Origin of the sequence: Allorhizobium sp. Av2, assembly GCF_021462805.2 — a bacterium.
GTDB classification, from domain to species: domain Bacteria; phylum Pseudomonadota; class Alphaproteobacteria; order Rhizobiales; family Rhizobiaceae; genus Allorhizobium; species Allorhizobium vitis_G.
The window spans coordinates 658,542-674,731 of the sequence record NZ_CP192697.1 but is presented as its reverse complement, the minus strand read 5'-3'; the positions used below and the strand labels follow the sequence as shown (position 1 = coordinate 674,731).

General features: G+C 59.3%; 9 protein-coding genes. 1 reads left to right on the top strand and 8 read right to left on the bottom strand.

The window, feature by feature from the left end; genetic code table 11:
- Positions 1–342: 342 nt before the first annotated feature.
- On the bottom strand, positions 343–765 hold the full coding sequence (locus FS819_RS20920) for a MerR family transcriptional regulator (RefSeq protein WP_174089298.1): 423 nt from the start codon (positions 763–765) through the stop codon (positions 343–345).
- A gap of 68 nt (positions 766–833) precedes the next feature.
- Here FS819_RS20920 and FS819_RS20915 point away from each other — a divergent pair, with 68 nt between their 5' ends.
- A complete protein-coding gene (locus FS819_RS20915; protein ID WP_156547487.1) occupies positions 834–3,119 on the top strand; it encodes a heavy metal translocating P-type ATPase in 2,286 nt (761 codons plus the stop codon).
- A 151-nt stretch (positions 3,120–3,270) separates the two neighbouring features.
- On the opposite strand, the gene ligM is transcribed toward FS819_RS20915, so the two are convergent.
- The 7 genes from ligM to FS819_RS20880 form a co-directional block, all read right to left on the bottom strand.
- Positions 3,271–4,689 carry a vanillate/3-O-methylgallate O-demethylase gene (gene ligM, locus FS819_RS20910; protein WP_156547486.1) on the bottom strand — a complete coding sequence of 473 codons (1,419 nt, stop codon included), beginning with the start codon at positions 4,687–4,689 and terminating at the stop codon, positions 3,271–3,273.
- A 122-nt stretch (positions 4,690–4,811) separates the two neighbouring features.
- Positions 4,812–5,570 carry a GntR family transcriptional regulator gene (locus FS819_RS20905; protein WP_156547485.1) on the bottom strand — a complete coding sequence of 253 codons (759 nt, stop codon included), beginning with the start codon at positions 5,568–5,570 and terminating at the stop codon, positions 4,812–4,814.
- A 154-nt stretch (positions 5,571–5,724) separates the two neighbouring features.
- Positions 5,725–8,832: an efflux RND transporter permease subunit gene (locus tag FS819_RS20900; RefSeq protein ID WP_156547484.1), complete on the bottom strand. Its 3,108-nt coding sequence runs from the start codon at positions 8,830–8,832 to the stop codon at positions 5,725–5,727.
- On the bottom strand, positions 8,829–11,927 hold the full coding sequence (locus tag FS819_RS20895; protein ID WP_156547483.1) for an efflux RND transporter permease subunit: 3,099 nt from the start codon (positions 11,925–11,927) through the stop codon (positions 8,829–8,831). The genes FS819_RS20900 and FS819_RS20895 overlap by 4 nt, the downstream gene beginning before the upstream one ends.
- Entirely contained in the window at positions 11,924–13,297 is a 1,374-nt protein-coding gene (locus FS819_RS20890) for an efflux RND transporter periplasmic adaptor subunit (RefSeq protein ID WP_234624452.1), read from the bottom strand. Before FS819_RS20890 ends, FS819_RS20895 begins: the two co-directional genes overlap by 4 nt.
- A gap of 286 nt (positions 13,298–13,583) precedes the next feature.
- The gene (locus FS819_RS20885; RefSeq protein WP_156547481.1) at positions 13,584–14,057 is read right to left on the bottom strand and encodes a chemotaxis protein CheW; all 474 of its coding nucleotides are present in this window, start codon (positions 14,055–14,057) and stop codon (positions 13,584–13,586) included.
- Positions 14,057–16,018 (bottom strand): methyl-accepting chemotaxis protein, encoded by a 1,962-nt coding sequence (locus FS819_RS20880; RefSeq protein ID WP_156547480.1) that lies wholly within the window; start codon positions 16,016–16,018, stop codon positions 14,057–14,059. The genes FS819_RS20885 and FS819_RS20880 overlap by 1 nt, the downstream gene beginning before the upstream one ends.
- Positions 16,019–16,190: the final 172 nt, after the last annotated feature.

Below are 16,190 nucleotides of genomic sequence, written 5' to 3'. Positions count from 1 at the left end.
TCCGTTTGCAGCACCCTCGAGAGCAAATGTCGGAATCTCCAGAACCACTAGCAAGCCTATGTTTTCTAGTGGAATTTAAGAATTTGACATTTGATCCTCGAGGGTGCGGCAAGGGGGTATCAAATGTCAAATTCATTCCACTAGAGCATCGGACCGAAAGTTAAGAACCGGTTTTCGGATAAATCCGATGCGCAAACAAAAACTGAGAGCATCGGACCGATGCTCTACAGCGCCGTGCGCCATGTATGGCGCATAAAGGTTCGCTGTAGCGCTTTATATCTACTGCATAATTTTCTCTTTAAACCGATTCCGGTTTAAAGAGAAAATTATGCAGTAGTGACATCAATGCCGGTCATGGCGGCATTGGTCGTGATCGGCAAGAACCTCGATGACCCGGCATTCGGCAATCGTCCCGTGCGAACAGCCGGTAATCATCCGCTCCAACTCGGTTTTCAACGCCCTGAGCCTGTCGATCCGCTCCTCGACATCGGCAAGCCGTTGCCGTGCAATCGAATCGGCTGGTGAGCAGGATTGACCGGGCTTATCCTGAAGATCGAGCAGGGTGCGAATGGCATCCACCTCGAAGCCAAGCTCGCGGGCATGGCGGATGAAGGTCAGCCGCTGCAAATGGGCAGCGCTGTAAAGCCTGCGGTTTCCATCGGTGCGCGGCGGCTGCGGCACAAGGCCGACCTGTTCGTAATACCGGATTGTCGCAACCTTGACGCCACTGATCCGCGCCGCCTCGCCAATTGCAATATTCATCAATTTTGCCCTTGCTCCTCTAGTCACTAGAGAATGTAGGATCGGTTCGACACAATGACAAGGACGAACCGATGGCAACCGAACAGACCACCCGCTTCCGCGTCGAGGGCATGGATTGCGCCTCCTGCGCGACAAAGATCGACACCGCCGCACGCCGAGTGGTCGGTATTACCGATGTCCGGGTGTCGGTGACAGCACAGACCATGGCGGTTGTCCACGATGGCGATGCCGATCTGGTGACGCTTGCCGATAAGGTGACCGGTCTTGGCTACAAGACCACCCGCCTCGCCGCCTCCGTTCCACAACACGAGCACCAGCACGATAACGCGCATGGCTCCACCTGCACGGGCCATCATGATGGCGAGGCGCATGACCATCACGATGAGCATAATCATGAGATGCATAACCATGAGGGGCACGCCCACGCCGCTCATGGCGACGGTCTGCACAGCCATCAGCATGATGACGGACCCACGACAGGCCCTTGGTGGCGCACGCAAAAAGCCCGGCTGGTCGCAACGAGCGGCGCTGCACTCGTTATTGCCATGCTCATCGGCCATTTCGTCCCGTCCCTCTCCTTCTGGGCGTTTCTGGTCGCCATCGCCATCGGTATCGTGCCGATTGCCCGCCGTGCGGTGATGGCCGCGCTGGCCGGAACACCGTTTTCCATTGAAATGCTGATGACCATCGCCTCCATCGGCGCCATCGTCATCGGTGCGACCGAGGAAGCAGCGACGGTCGTCTTCCTGTTTCTGGTCGGTGAACTGCTTGAAGGTTTTGCGGCTGGGCGGGCGCGGGCCAGTATTCAAGGCCTGACCAAGCTGGTTCCCGATACGGCGCGGATCGAGCGGAATGGCCGCGTTGAAGACGTGGCAGCCGCCAGCCTGACACTCGGCACCATTGTCATCGTGCGGCCCGGCGACCGGGTTCCTGCCGATGGAGAAATTATTGATGGCACCAGCGCGATCAATGAAGCCCCTGTCACCGGAGAGAGCCTGCCGAAAACCAAGGGTGCCGGGGAAGGTGTTTTTGCCGGAACGGTGAATGGCGAAGGAACACTCCGGGTCAAGGTAACGGCAACCGCAGCCGACAACACCATTGCTCGCGTTGTCCGGCTGGTTGAGGAAGCCCAGGAAAGCAAAGCACCGACCGAGCGCTTCATCGACAGGTTTTCGCGATACTACACACCCGCTGTAACGCTGTTGGCCGCGCTGGTGGCAATCCTGCCGCCGCTGTTGTGGGATGGGGACTGGAGCCTGTGGCTCTACAAGGGCCTGGCGATCCTGTTGATCGGCTGCCCCTGCGCCCTGGTCATCTCGACACCGGCCGCCATTGCCGCCGGTCTTTCCGCCGGGGCGCGTCGTGGCCTGCTGATGAAGGGCGGCGCGGTTCTCGAAAATGTCGGGCGGATCACCGCCATCGCGCTCGACAAGACGGGAACGCTGACCGAGGGCAAGCCGAAATTGACGGATATCGTCACTTTTGGCGGCGCCCTCGAAGAGACCGTGCTGACCGATGCAGCCGCCCTTGAAATGGGGTCGAGCCATCCGCTGGCCCGGGCGATTATCGAGGCCGCCGCCGACCGCGCCATTTCCGTACCAACGGCAACCGAGACCGGCGCTATCGCTGGCAAGGGCGTGCGCGGCACGGTGGACGGCATCAGCCTTTTCCTCGGATCGGCCAGTGCCGCCGCCGAACTGGCCCCTATTTCCGCCGAGATCGGCACCAGCATCGAAATGCTGAGTGCGGAAGGAAAATCCGTCTCGCTGCTGGTGAAGAACAAGGCTGTAACAGGGCTGATCGCGCTGCGCGACGAGCCGCGCCCCGATGCCCGCCAAGGATTGGACGCGTTGAAAGCGGCCGGTATTCGCCCAGTCATGCTGACCGGCGACAATGCCGCCACGGCCCGGGCGATTGCCACGCTTCTTGATATCGAACCTCGTGCCGATCTGCTGCCACAGGACAAACAAGCTATCGTGCGCGACATGCAGGCGAAGGGCGAACGGGTCGCCAAGGTCGGAGACGGTATCAACGATGCCCCGGCTCTGGCCGCCGCCGATATCGGCATTGCCATGGGTGGCGGCACCGATGTGGCATTGGAAACCGCCGATGCAGCCATTCTGCATGGAAGGGTGATGGATATCGCCGACATGGTCATGCTGTCGCGGCAGGTGATGGGCAATATCCGCCAGAATATCACCATTGCCATCGGGCTGAAAGCTGTCTTCCTGGTGACGACAATCATCGGCGTTACCGGTCTCTGGCCCGCGATCCTGGCAGATACCGGCGCCACCGTTCTCGTCACCGCCAACGCCATGCGCCTGTTGCGCTGGCGCGGCAGCGCGAAGACCGCCTGACTGGGCGCATGAGCACTAACAGTCCGATACAAAATCACCCCGATATCTAAGAGATATCGGGGTGCGACTATGATTGGTCTATGACAGCACGAGCGTTTTATAAAGCACACGGCGCCGTAACATTTTCAATCTACTGCAAAATTCCAGCGGATCATTTCCTCTTCGTGCGCCAGCTTTCGGCATAGGTCTCGCGGGCCTGACGCGCGTAAGGCGTAGGCGAGATCCGCACGCGGATTTTCGCCTGCTTATGCGGACGCTCGGTGGAGGTTTTACCGCTGCCGCCGTCCGGCTCACCCCAGATCAGCGTCAGCACGTCGCCTTCCTTGACATTGGCATCGACAATGCCGAGCGACAGAATGCAGCGCTCATTGTAGGAATAACCGCCAAACATCGATAGGCCCACCGTCTTACCCGCGTCGTTGACAATCATGTCAGCGCTGGTCGATGCGTAATTCAGCACGGGGAAATCGATCCACTTGTAGCTGTCTTCGCCCGGACGGAAAGCCGAGGCGATTACCTCGACCACGTCCTCGGCATTCCATTCGAAGGTGACTTTCTTGCGATTGGTCTGGCCCTTGAATTTTTCAAGCGCTGCCTTGCCGATGAAATCATCCTTCTTCCAGCCGATGTAGAAATCATAGCCAAGCTCGAACGGATTGACGTAATAATCCTCGATATTGCTGGAAACGAAACTGCCGCCAATCGGACCATTGGCCTCATAGCTGTCAGCGCCCAGCCATTGACGATACTCGGCGAGCATGCCATCGCCGGTATAGATGCCGGGAAGCGGTGAGGGAATCCAGCCGCTCTCCAGCGTGTTGGTGGAATAGGCGCGGCTGCCGCAGCGCACCAGATCGACATTGGCATCCTTTGCCGCGTCGAGAATACACGACAGGATGTAATTCTTGTCCTCGTAAGGCCCCCAGATTTCAAGACCCGGCGCACCGGACATGCCATGGCGAAGCGCCTGCACCTTCTTGGAGCCGACATTGATCCAATCGACATGGAAAAACTTGATCTCCTGGACCGGCCCGCCATTGATCTTCTCGAAGATCTTCGGGGCTTCCGGTCCCTGGATCTGGTAGCGATAATGGGTGCGCAACACGCGCTCGCCTTCCGGACGGGACGGTGACCGCGGATCGTGCTTGAGGCGGACGTTCCATTTGCCATAGGCGGCACAGAACATCAGCCAATTGGAGGTCGGGGCGCGGCCCACCAGGATGAACTTGTCGTGCCGTTCGCGGAAGATGATGTGATCGCCGATCACATGGCCGTTCGGCGTGACCGGAACGAAGTGTTTGGCGCGATTGAGATCGAAATTTGCAAACGAATTGATGCCGTGATGGCTCAGAAATTTCTCTGCGTCCGGTCCCTCGACGATCAATTCGTCCATGTGGTGGGATTGATCGAACAGCACGGCGGAATTGCGCCAAGCCACTTGTTCGGAGCGCCAATTGCTGAATTCAGGTGTCACAACCGGGTATACATACATGCCGACCGGCGAATTGCGCAACCGGCTGACAATGTCGGAATTATCCTGCAAAATATCGTGAAGACTGCTCGCTGCCATCGTTTCCTCCCAAGGCGGTGTTCAGTGTGTATACATTGATGCCAGCCCGTGAGCAGAATGCAAGCCCGTTTCTGAAGCTTTTTTGTGGCCATGAACAAGACCACAGAAATCATGGAGAAAATTCAACGATGGATCAGCGCCATGCCGGGAATCTTGGTGATCAGCTCCGGGTCTTCTTTGAAAATATAGTCAAGGTTTCGCCGCGCCGTTCTGGCATGTTCACGGGCGATAGCTTCAGCGCGCGCACCTTCGCGCGCAGCAATTGCCTCTACAAGGGCGCGATGCTGCTCCTGCGCTGAGCGCAGGGATCGGCGAAACGCCGCAATATCCAACCTGTTGGGCAGGAAAGCGGAGGGCGAGGCAAAAGGCAAAGCACTTGCCCGCTCCACCTCACGGCGCATCACTTCGCTTCCACAAAGAGCTGCCAGCTGGCGATGGAATACTTCATTGAGATCGGCATAGGCATCGAATTCCACGTCATCGACATAGGGTCCAAAGCATTGATCCAGCTTGTATATTGTCTCCCATATCTCAGAGAGCGCCTCCGCATCGGCCCCACGCTCTGCGGCCAGCCTTGCCGCTGTTCCCTCAAGAACACCACGCAATTCAATCGCATCGATCACATCGTCATAGCCAAACCGACGCACTGTGAACCCACCATTCGGCAAGCGGTCGAGCAGACCTTCCTCCGCCAGCCGTGACAGAGCTTCGCGCACCGGCGTGCGGGAAATGTCGAGTTCCGCCGCCAGCGACACCTCAAACAACCGCGTCCCGCCAGAGAGATGTCCACTGATGATTTTCTCGCGCAATTCAATCACCGCGCGGCGGCCATGGGTGGCGGCATCCCCCTGCTTTGCCGAGGCCTTAGTGTCCTTCTGCATGCCGATAAAGTCCCTCCCCAACCGCATTACCTGCCCTGTCTCAGCATTGTCCCAGCATTATCCAGCGGTAAGCAGCAGGCGCAATTTTTCTAATGTAATGTATACACGGCAAAGCCGCAATCATCCTGTCAGGATCACTCTTCGCAGAACAGACCTAAACAGCCGGACGATGTTCCACATTGGCGCCTGACGTGGTGCGCGCGCCCCAGCGCGCCGACAGCCGGGCAAAGATCAGGTAGATGATCGGCGTGGTGTAAAGGGTCAGAGCCTGCGACACGATAAGGCCGCCGATGATCGTCACGCCGAGTGGACGGTGAAGATCGGCGCCGGGACCGGTCGCCAGCACCAGCGGCAACGCGCCCATGAAGGCGGCAAGGGTCGTCATCATAATCGGCCGAAACCGCCGCAGGCATGCTTCGTGAATGGCATCCTGGGGCGACATCCCGTGCTGGCGTTCGGCTTCGAGCGCGAAATCCACCAGCATAATGCCGTTTTTCTTGACGATACCGATCAACAGAATGATGCCGATAAAGGCAACGATGGTCAGTTCCGTGCCGCTGATCCATAGCGCCAACAACGCGCCCAACCCGGCAGAAGGCAGCGTGGAAATGATCGTCAGGGGATGAATAAGACTCTCATAGAGAATGCCGAGCACGATATAGACGGCCAGAAGAGCCGCGAGAATGAGCAGCGGCTGGCCGCCCGACGAACTCGACGCATTGGCGGCGTCACCGGCAAATTCGGCATGCAGGGTATCGGGCAGATGCATGCCGGCCACGGCGGCCTTGACCGCATCATTGGCCTCGGACAGCGTGGTATCCGGCCCGATATTGTAGGAAATCGTTACCGCCGGAAATTGTCCCTGATGATTGACCCCGATGGGTGCCAATGTCCGCTCGATCCTGGCAAAAGCGCTGAGCGGCACCTGCGTACCGCTATTTCCAGGCACATAGATCTTCAACACATGTTCCGGGTCCTTGGCGAAATCCAGATAGGTTTCAAGGATAACCCGGTATTGGTTACGGTCCCCATAGACGATGGTCACCTGTCGCTGGGCAAAGGCATTGTTGAGCGCCGCATCGACCCCCGTCATCTTAACGCCGAGACGAGACGCGGCCGTCCGGTCAACAACAACATTGGCCTGGAGACCGCTCGGCTGGCGGTCACTGTTGACGTCGGTCAGCAAGGGCTCCTGCCGCAGCCTGGCGAGAATGCGCGGCGCCCAGGCGACCAGTTCATCGTAATCGGCATCCCAAAGCGTGAACTGAAATTCCGAATCCGATGTCCGTGCGCCGACCCGGATATCGCTTGGTGAAAAGAACGAGGTATCGAGGCCGGGAATGCCGGCAACCGCACGGCGCAGCCTCTCTATCACCACATCCGTCGCCTCTCTTTCATCAGGCGCTTTCAACGCGATCAACATCTGACCGCGATTGGCTGTTCCCAGAAATCCACCGCCGACGGAGGCGCCGATGCTCTGCACAGCCGGATCGCGCTCGACGATAGCCAAGGCGCGTTTTTGCAGCGCCAGCATGGCCGGATAGGATATGTCGCTAGCGGCCTGGCTATTGCCCATCACGAAGCCGGTATCGTCGCGCGGCATGAAGCCCTTTGGCACCTTGGCATAAAGAAAACCGGTCAGCACGATGCAGGCAATGGTGATGACCACCGCAAGGACACGGTGATGCAGGACGCCCTTCAGCGTGCGGTCATAAAAGGCAACCGTCCGCTCCAGGCTGCTTTCTATGGCGCGATCAAAGCGGCCCTGCCGAGCGTCGAGATCCCGCACCTTAATTCGGTGACCGCAGATCATCGGCGTTAGAGTCAGGGAGACCACAGTCGATACGGCGATGGTGAAGGCAAGCGTCAGGGAGAAGGTCAGGAAGAATTTACCGACAATACCGCCCATGAAAAACAAGGGAATGAAGGCGGCCATCAGGGAAATGCTGATGGCGATCACCGTAAAGCCGATCTGCCGGGCACCCGCGTGGGCAGCCTCAAGCGGCTTCATGCCTTTTTCAATATTGGCGTAAATCGTCTCGATCATCACAATCGCGTCGTCCACCACGAAACCGCTGGCCACCGCCAACGCCATCAGTGACAGATTGTCGATGGACAGTCCCGTCAGCCACATGGCGGCAAACGCGCCTGCAAACGACAGCGGCACCGTTAAACCCGCGGCCAGCGTCGGCACCAAGCGGCGCAGAAACACGAAAACCACGGCCATGACCAGCGCTACCGTCGCCAGAAGGGTAAACTGCATGTCCTCAACGCTGGCATGAATGGTCTTGGTGCGGTCATTGAGGATATCGATTTCGATACCGGCGGGAATGAGTTGCTTGACTTCGGGAATGAGCGCTTTCACCGCATCGACCGTCGACATCACATTGGCATCCGCCGCCTTGGTAATGTTGAGAAGAACGGCGGGCTTGCCATTGAACCAGGCATCCGAACGGCGGTTGCGCACGCCGGGCTCCACGGTGGCGATATCGGCCAGCCGGACGGCGATGCCGTCGGAGGCATGAATGACAAGCTGGCCGTAATCTTCAGGCGTAATCAATTGCGCATTGATCGACAGCGCGTAAAAAGCCTGGCTTCCATCGATGGCACCAATCGGCGCAAGCGCATTGCCATTGACGATGGCGGTGCGCACGTCATCTGCCGAAAGCCCGATGGCCGCCAGCCGGTCCGGGTTGAGCCGGACGCGAACGGCGGGCTGGTCGGCACCGCTGACCGAGACATCGCCAACCCCTTCCACCTGCGAAATCCGCTGCACGACGACGCTATCGGCGGCATCGTATATGGCACTGGCGGGAATGGTATCGGAGGTCAGTGCCAGCGTCAGGATTGGCGATGCGGCAGGATTGGCCTTGCGCATGGACGGAAGCGACGGCAGGTCACTCGGCAGATCGCCGACTGCGGCATTGATTGCCGCCTGGACATCCTGGGCGGCACTATCGACATTGCGCGAAAGGTCGAACTGAAGAAAAATATTGGTCGTGCCAAGCCCGCTGGTCGAGGTCATTTCGGTGACACCGGCAATCGCGCCGAGATGGCGCTCCAGTGGCGCGGCAACGCTGGACGCCATACTTTCCGGGTCGGCGCCGGGACGGCTGGCCGTGACCCGGATAGTCGGAAGATCGACGGCAGGCAGGCTTGCGACCGGCAGGAACCGGTAGGCGACCAGCCCAAGCATCATCAGGCCGATGGCCAGCAAGGTAGTGCCGACCGGACGGCTGATAAACAAGCTTGAGATATTCATGCCGGGCCTCCGATATCGGACGCGGCACGCTTTCCCTGCATCCTGGCGCGCACTCCATCCAGCGCCAGATAGATGACCGGCGTGGTATAGAGCGTCAGCAATTGGCTGAGCAGCAGTCCGCCGATGATCGAGATGCCGAGCGGGATGCGCAGTTCCGCGCCGGTTCCCTGGGCAAGCGCCAGCGGCAGCGCCCCGAACAGGGCCGCCAGCGTGGTCATCATGATGGGCCGAAAGCGCATGACGGCGGCCTTGATGATGGCATCGCGGGCGCTAAGCCCCTCGTTGCGCTCCGCGTCCAGCGCGAAATCAATCATCATGATTGCGTTTTTCTTGACGATTCCCATCAAAAGAACGATGCCGATCAAGGCGATAATCGACAGATCCTGGCCAAACAACATCAGCGCCACCAGCGCCCCGACACCCGCCGAAGGCAGCGTGGACAGAATGGTGATCGGGTGGATGGTGCTTTCATACAGCAGACCGAGCACGATATAGATGGTGATGATCGCCGCCAGGATCAGCCAGGGCTCTCCCGCCAGCGAGCGGTCGAATTCCTCGGTATCGCCGCTATAATGGCGCTGGATCGAAGCGGGCATACTGATTTCTCGTTCAGCGGTCTTGATGGCGGCAATCGCCTCGCTCAGCGATGCGTTTCTGGCCAGATCGAAGCTGATGGTGACGGCGGGGAATTGATCGTCCCGGCTGATCACCAGCGGCGCCGTGGTAAACTTGACCGACGCAACCGCGTTCAGCCGCACGATGGCACCGCTCGTGCCTTTGACATAAAGCTGTTCCAGAGATTTCGGATCGCCTTGAAACCGCTGGGCAGCTTCCAGAATGACCCGGTACTGGTTCGCCTGCCCGTAGATGGTGCTGATCTGGCGCTGGCCAAAGGCATCGTAGAGCGTATCGTTGATCGCCTGCATGGAAACGCCAAGGCGGGCTGCGGTCTCACGATTAACGGTAATCGCCAGCCGCCCGCCGCCCATTTCCACTTCGGATGTCACATCGATCAGCAAGGGGTTCTGCTGTAGCCGCCGGGCCAGCCGGTCGGCCCAATCGGCGACGGTCGCGGTATTGTTGCCCGTCAGCGTATATTGATAGGGTGCTCGGCTGGCCCGCGTGCTGATGGAAATATCACGAATGCTCTGGAATGTCGGATGGATGCCGGGAATATCGGCAACGGAGGCCCGCAGCCGGTCGATCAAATCCGTCGCCGAGATATCCCGCTGGTCGAGCGGCTTCAACACGATACTATAGCTTGCCGTGTTTAGCGTCAGGTTGGAGGCGCTAGTGCCAATCACCGCAATGACACTTTGCACCGCTGGATCGGCACGGAGCCGATTGCCGACAAGGGCCTGGGTCTGTTTCATCGCATCGAAGGAGCTGGTCGGCTCGGTTTCCACGACGGCGGAAATCAGACCGGTATCCTGCACCGGGAGGAAGCCCTTGGGAATGGTGACGTAAAGCAGGCCGGTTACCACAAGCGTGACCCCCGTCAGCGCCAGCATCAGCCAACCGCGATTGACAGCCCAGACGACGCTGCGGCGGTAGCCCTCGTTCATCCAGTCCATGCCCCGGTCCACCATGCCAAGCACGCCGGAATTGCGCTCCTTGGGAGCCCGCAGAATGCGCGCGCACATCATCGGTGTCAGCGTCAGCGAAATCACCGCCGACACCACGACGGCGATGGTCAGCGTCAGGGCAAATTCGCGGAACATCCGCCCGACAATGCCGGTCATGAACAGCAGCGGGATGAAGACCGCGATCAGCGAGGCCGTCAGCGAAATGATCGTGAAGCCGATTTCGCCCGCCCCCTTCAGGGCGGCCTGCATCGGATGTTCGCCCTCCTCGATATGACGGGCGATATTTTCGATCATCACGATGGCATCGTCCACCACGAAGCCGGTGCCGATGGTCAGCGCCATCAGTGACAGGTTGTCGAGGCTGAAACCGGCAAAATACATAATGCCGAAGGTGGCGATCAGCGACAGCGGCAGGGCGACAGCGGCAATAATCGTCGCCGTCAGCGTGCGCAGAAACAGAAACACCACCAGAATAACCAGCCCGACGCTGAGCGCCAGCGTCCATTGCACATCGTGAATGGAGGCGCGGATGGTGTCCGTCCTGTCGTTGACGATATCGAGCGAGACCCCGGCGGGAAGCGCCTGTTTCAGGCGGGGCAGCTGTTTTCGGACATCCTCGACAGTCTGGATAACATTGGCGCCGGGCTGGCGCATGATATCGACAATGACCGCCGGATGGCCCTGATACCAGGCACCGACGCGGCTGTTTTCCAGCCCTTCAACCACATCGGCGACATCGCGCAATCGCACAGGCGCGCTGTTGCTATAGGTGACGATGGTGTCGCGGTAGATCTCCGGGTCCTGGATCTGGTCATTGGCCGAGAGCGTGAAGGACTGGGAGGTGCCGTCCACCGCCCCCTTGGCACCGGAAACATTGGCATTGGTAATCGCGGTGCGCAGATCCTCCAGCGAAAGTCCATAGGAGGCAAGCCGGGTCAGATCCGCCTGGATGCGGATGGCTGGCCGCACGCCACCTTGGACGCGCACATCGCCAACGCCAGAAACTTCGCTTAGCCGCTGCGCCATGATCGTATCGGCAAAATCGCTCAGATCGCGAATGGGATAGGTCTCGGAATGCAGCGCCAGCGTGATGGTTGGCGTATCCGCCGGGTTTACTTTCGCATAGGTCGGCGGATAGGGCAGGGTTTTCGGCAGGCTGCCGCTGGCCGAATTGATCGCCGCCTGCACATCCTGCGCAGCACCATCGATATCGCGGTCCAGGTTGAATTGCAGCGTCACCTGGCTGATGCCGAAGGCGCTAGAAGAGGTCATCGAGGCCAGTGCCGGAATCTGCCCAAGCGGACGTTCCAAAGGCGCCGTCACCAGGGCTGCCATGGTCTCGGGGTCGGCACCCGGCAATTGGGTGGTGACGCGGATCGTCGGAAAATCTACCTGCGGCAATGGGGCTACGGGCAGCGACGCATACCCCAGCAATCCCCCCAGCAGGATGGCGATCCCCAGCAGCGAGGTGGCGACGGGCCGTGCGATGAAGGGCGTCGAAATACTCATTTCGCTGCGTCAGCCGGTGGGGTTGCGGGTGCGCCGGTGCCGTTTTGGTCTCCTGCGGCTGCCGCTGGTTTGCCGTCCGGCCCAGCCGGAGGCTTTTCAGCGCCCTCTTTCCGCGAGGCTGGGTCGTGGGCGTTTGGCCGAGCCTGGCCATTGTTACGGTTACCGCCATGGCGTTGACGCAGCTTGTTGTCATCTAGCGGCACGGCCATGTTGGCAGGATCGGCCTCCTGCGGCGTCGAAACCCGCACCAGCGCGCCATCCTGTAGCCGAGCGAACCCTGTCGTCACGACGGCCTCGCCAGCACTCACCCCTTTGGCGATCACCGCCGTCTGGTCGTCCTGCATCTCGACCGTCACCGCCTGGATTTTCACCGTCTGGTCCGACTGAACAATATAGGCGTAGGTTCCCGCAGGACCGCGCTGGATGGCTGAAGATGGAACCGTCAGCACATCTTTCTTTGTCTCGACCAGAAGCCGGGCATTGACGAAAGCGCCGGGCCACAGCCGCAGATCTTCGTTGGGAAATTCAGCCCGCAAGCGGACGGTGCCGGTGGTGGTATCAACCTGGTTGTCGACGACCGTCAGCGTACCGTTGGCAACGACCGTCTTGCCGTCGTCTCCGAGGGCATCGACCGAAAGAGCGCCCTTGGCATTGGCGACATTGACACGGGCCAGATCCTGCTGCGGAATGGAAAACAGGATGGTGATTGGCTTGATCTGCGACAGGGTGACGATGCCGGTGGTATCACCGGTCGAGACGATATTGCCGACATCGACATTGCGAATGCCCGTGCGCCCGACCATCGGCGCCTTGATCACAGTATAATCCAGTTGGGCCTGGGCCGCCTCGATGGCGGCCTGATCGGACTGCACCTGCGCCTTGTATTGTGCCACCAGCGCCACCTGGTTATCAAGTTGCTGCTGGGTGGTGGCGGAATTGCCGATCAGGCGCTGCAAACGCTCCATTTCCAGAATGGCATAGGTCAGTTGGGCCGAGTCCTGGGCCTTCTTGCCAATCGCTTCATCCAGCTGCGCCTTGTAAAGCGCGTCGTCCAGCGTGGCGATCAGGTCGCCTTTCTTCAGGTCCTGCCCCTCCTGAAAGCCGATCTTGGTGATCCGCCCGCTCACCTGCGGCTGGATAACAACAGTGTTCAACGGCTTGACGCTGCCGACGCCGGTCACATAGACGGGGACGTCGGCCTGGATCACCGGAGCTGCCACGACTGGAATGGCCATATCCCGGCCCCGCTGCCGGTCGCCTTGCGGTTTCCCCAACCAGCCCGCGGTGAGCGCGGCAACCTGCGGCTGGCGGGCGGCATAAGCGAGGCCCGCACCCACAACCACAAGGCCGACCAGGACGATCTTCGTCATTCTCTTCATAAGCTTCGCTCACGCATTGTTCATGGCCCGTCAGGGATGGTCCGAAGGGGATAGCCCATCCGGGAGCAATCCTGCCTTCCCCACAGAAGAACAGGCCCGGCTTCATAGCACTCGCTCATCAAACTGTCTTACGGGATAAAGACAAGCCAATCACATCTTTGAAAAGACCGGGTTATCGAGAACCGCATTTCAAATGTTGCTAAGGCGGCAACGGGGTGAAAACGCCAAAGCCCGGAAGAAACTTCCGGGCTTTGAACCTGCTGCAAATTTCGGGCGATCAGGCCGCAATCCCCCAATCGCTGCAATTGCTGTGGGCAAACATCCGTTCGAGATTGAGAAAACAGATCATGCTCGCGCCCTGGACAATGATGCCATCGGAAAAATCCGTGCCGGTGCTGGTGGCTTGCGGCACGGGTTGCAGGCTGTCAGCGGGAACCGTCAATATGTCGGACACCGCATCGACAAGCAGGCCGACGACCGCGCTGTCCACTTCCGCAACGATGATGGCGCTGCGCTCATTGGCCACCATGCCCTGCATTCCCAATTTAACCGCGAGATCGACGATGGGAATAACCGTGCCGCGCAGGTTGATCACCCCGATGACCTCCGCAGGGGCATGCGGCAAGGATGTGGCCGGTGCCCAGCCGCGAATTTCGCGGATGGACGTGGTCTTGACGCAGAATTCCTGTCCATGCAGCCTGAAGGCCAGGATTTCCAGTGCATCCGCCTGATTGGTCGAGGCCATCAGCATCAAAATTCCTCCCAGCTATCGGCCTTGGCTGCTGTCTGGAGACCCATGGCGCGGGCCACCTGCCCCACCATTCGCCGGGCCGGAGACGCAACCGGGCGGTACTGCTCATGCGCAGCAGCTGGCTTTTTGGATGTCCAGCCAGCAGCCGAAGAGGCTGGCATGGTCTGGGTGCCCTCGAGATGGAACTGCGAAATCAATTGGCGCAACCGGCCCGCTTCCGATGCCAGCGAAGAGCTGGCAGCCGTCGATTGTTCAACCATGGCGGCATTTTGCTGGGTCACCTGATCCATCTGGTTGACCGCGGTGTTGACTTCGGCAAGACCGACCGATTGTTCGCGTGACGACAGGGCAATGGCATCAAGCTGACTGTTGATGGTGACAACATGCGCCTCGATGGCCTTCAAGGCATCGCCGGTCGCCCGCACCAGTGTCACACCATTGCTGACTTCGCCAGCGGAATTGCGGATCAACTCCTTGATTTCCTTGGCAGCACCGGCAGAGCGCTGCGCCAATTCACGCACTTCCTGGGCAACGACCGCAAAGCCTTTGCCCGCTTCGCCGGCACGCGCCGCTTCCACGCCAGCATTCAAAGCGAGAAGGTTGGTTTGGAAAGCAATTTCGTCGATGACGCCAATGATATTGGAGATCTGGTTGGATGATTGCTCGATCCGCTGCATGGCGTCTACTGCATTGGAGACGACAATGCCGGATTCGCGGGCCGACTGGTTGGCCTCGATCGCTACATGCCGGGCTTCTTCGGCGCGCTTGGACGAGTTGGCGACATTGGTGGTGATCTGGTCGAGGGCGGCGGCGGTTTCCTCCAGCGATGCGGCCTGCTGTTCGGTGCGCTTCGACAGATCTTCGGCAGCCTGGCTGATTTCCCGCGAACCACTGTCGATAGAGCTGGTCGCATTGGCGACAGCGCCCAGCGTATCGGACAATTGCGCAACGGCGGCATTGAAGTCATTGCGAAGCGCTTCGAACTCGGTGGCGAACGGCTGGCTCAAACGGAAGCCGAGATCGCCATTCGACAGACGCTTCAAGCCATCGGCGAGACCAGACGTCGCCTCTGCCATTTCTTCCGCGCGCTTGCGGTCCATTTCTGCAACACGAGCCCGTTCCGCCTCGCTGGAATTGCGCACGCTTTCTGCTTCCCGTTCCAGTTCCCGGGCACGCAGGCCGTTGTCCTTGAACACTTGCACGGCCTTGGCCATTCCGCCGACTTCGTCACGACGTTCGGTTCCCGCAACATCCACAGAGAGATCGCCACCGGCCAGAGTTTCCATCGTCGCCGCGACCTTGCGGATCGGCAGGACAAGCCAGGAGCGAATTGCAAAGAAGCCGATGGTCAGGACGATTGCCAGACCGGCTACGATGCTGACCACCGTGACCATAGCGGCATGGCTTGAGCTCACGGATAATGCATCGCTTTTCTGATCGGTGGAATTGTTCAAATCATCCACCAATTGCACGTTTTTTGGCGTAATAACGCGAAACGCCGACTGACATTCATTGATAAAGGCGGCCTGCGCGAGCGCCACGCCCTCTGGCGAATTACTGGCATTGCCAAGAGCAATGGTATTGGCACAGGTATTGTCGATGATGCGCAGACTTTCCGTCTTGGCATCGGCAACATCACGGCGCTGGGGAACCGCGGCAATGGCAATGTCGATGAATTTTACGAAAGCGGCCCGCGACGACTGAAGGTCCTGCTGAGACGCGGCTTTCTCTTTGTCGGAGCGAGCGATCGTCAGTTCCGCGATTGCCGAGCGTGCACCCTGCAAGGCCCGGTTGGCGCGCGATATCGCTGTTGCAGCGGCAGTATCCTGAGAGATGAGGTCGCTATAGGATGTGTCGATATCCATAATGCGCGTTCCAGCATAGCCCGCAACGCCCAGTGCAAACACACCGAACAGCGCCATTATAGTTAAGAATTTACCAATGATTGGCAGGTTTTTCATCGCAGAAATCCAGTTTTGTTTCGTTTCTGGCGCGATAATTCACCATGACCGATCTGGTTCCTGCGCAGTTGCGCCTATACTTAATGATTTATGTATAAAATTGAGACATCGATTTTATTGAAATAGTGTACTCCATTATTTTCACGCGTTGATCGGGAAATACATGGATTCC

Bases quoted from the DNA above. Each gene is read 5' to 3' on its own strand.
- FS819_RS20915 (WP_156547487.1), top strand. From the start codon at position 834: ATGGCAACCGAACAGACCACCCGCTTCCGCGTCGAGGGCATGGATTGC.
- ligM (WP_156547486.1), bottom strand. From the start codon at position 4,689: ATGGCAGCGAGCAGTCTTCACGATATTTTGCAGGATAATTCCGACATT.
- FS819_RS20905 (WP_156547485.1), bottom strand. From the start codon at position 5,570: ATGCAGAAGGACACTAAGGCCTCGGCAAAGCAGGGGGATGCCGCCACC.
- FS819_RS20900 (WP_156547484.1), bottom strand. From the start codon at position 8,832: ATGAATATCTCAAGCTTGTTTATCAGCCGTCCGGTCGGCACTACCTTG.
- FS819_RS20895 (WP_156547483.1), bottom strand. From the start codon at position 11,927: ATGAGTATTTCGACGCCCTTCATCGCACGGCCCGTCGCCACCTCGCTG.
- FS819_RS20890 (WP_234624452.1), bottom strand. From the start codon at position 13,297: ATGACGAAGATCGTCCTGGTCGGCCTTGTGGTTGTGGGTGCGGGCCTC.
- FS819_RS20885 (WP_156547481.1), bottom strand. From the start codon at position 14,057: ATGCTGATGGCCTCGACCAATCAGGCGGATGCACTGGAAATCCTGGCC.
- FS819_RS20880 (WP_156547480.1), bottom strand. From the start codon at position 16,018: ATGAAAAACCTGCCAATCATTGGTAAATTCTTAACTATAATGGCGCTG.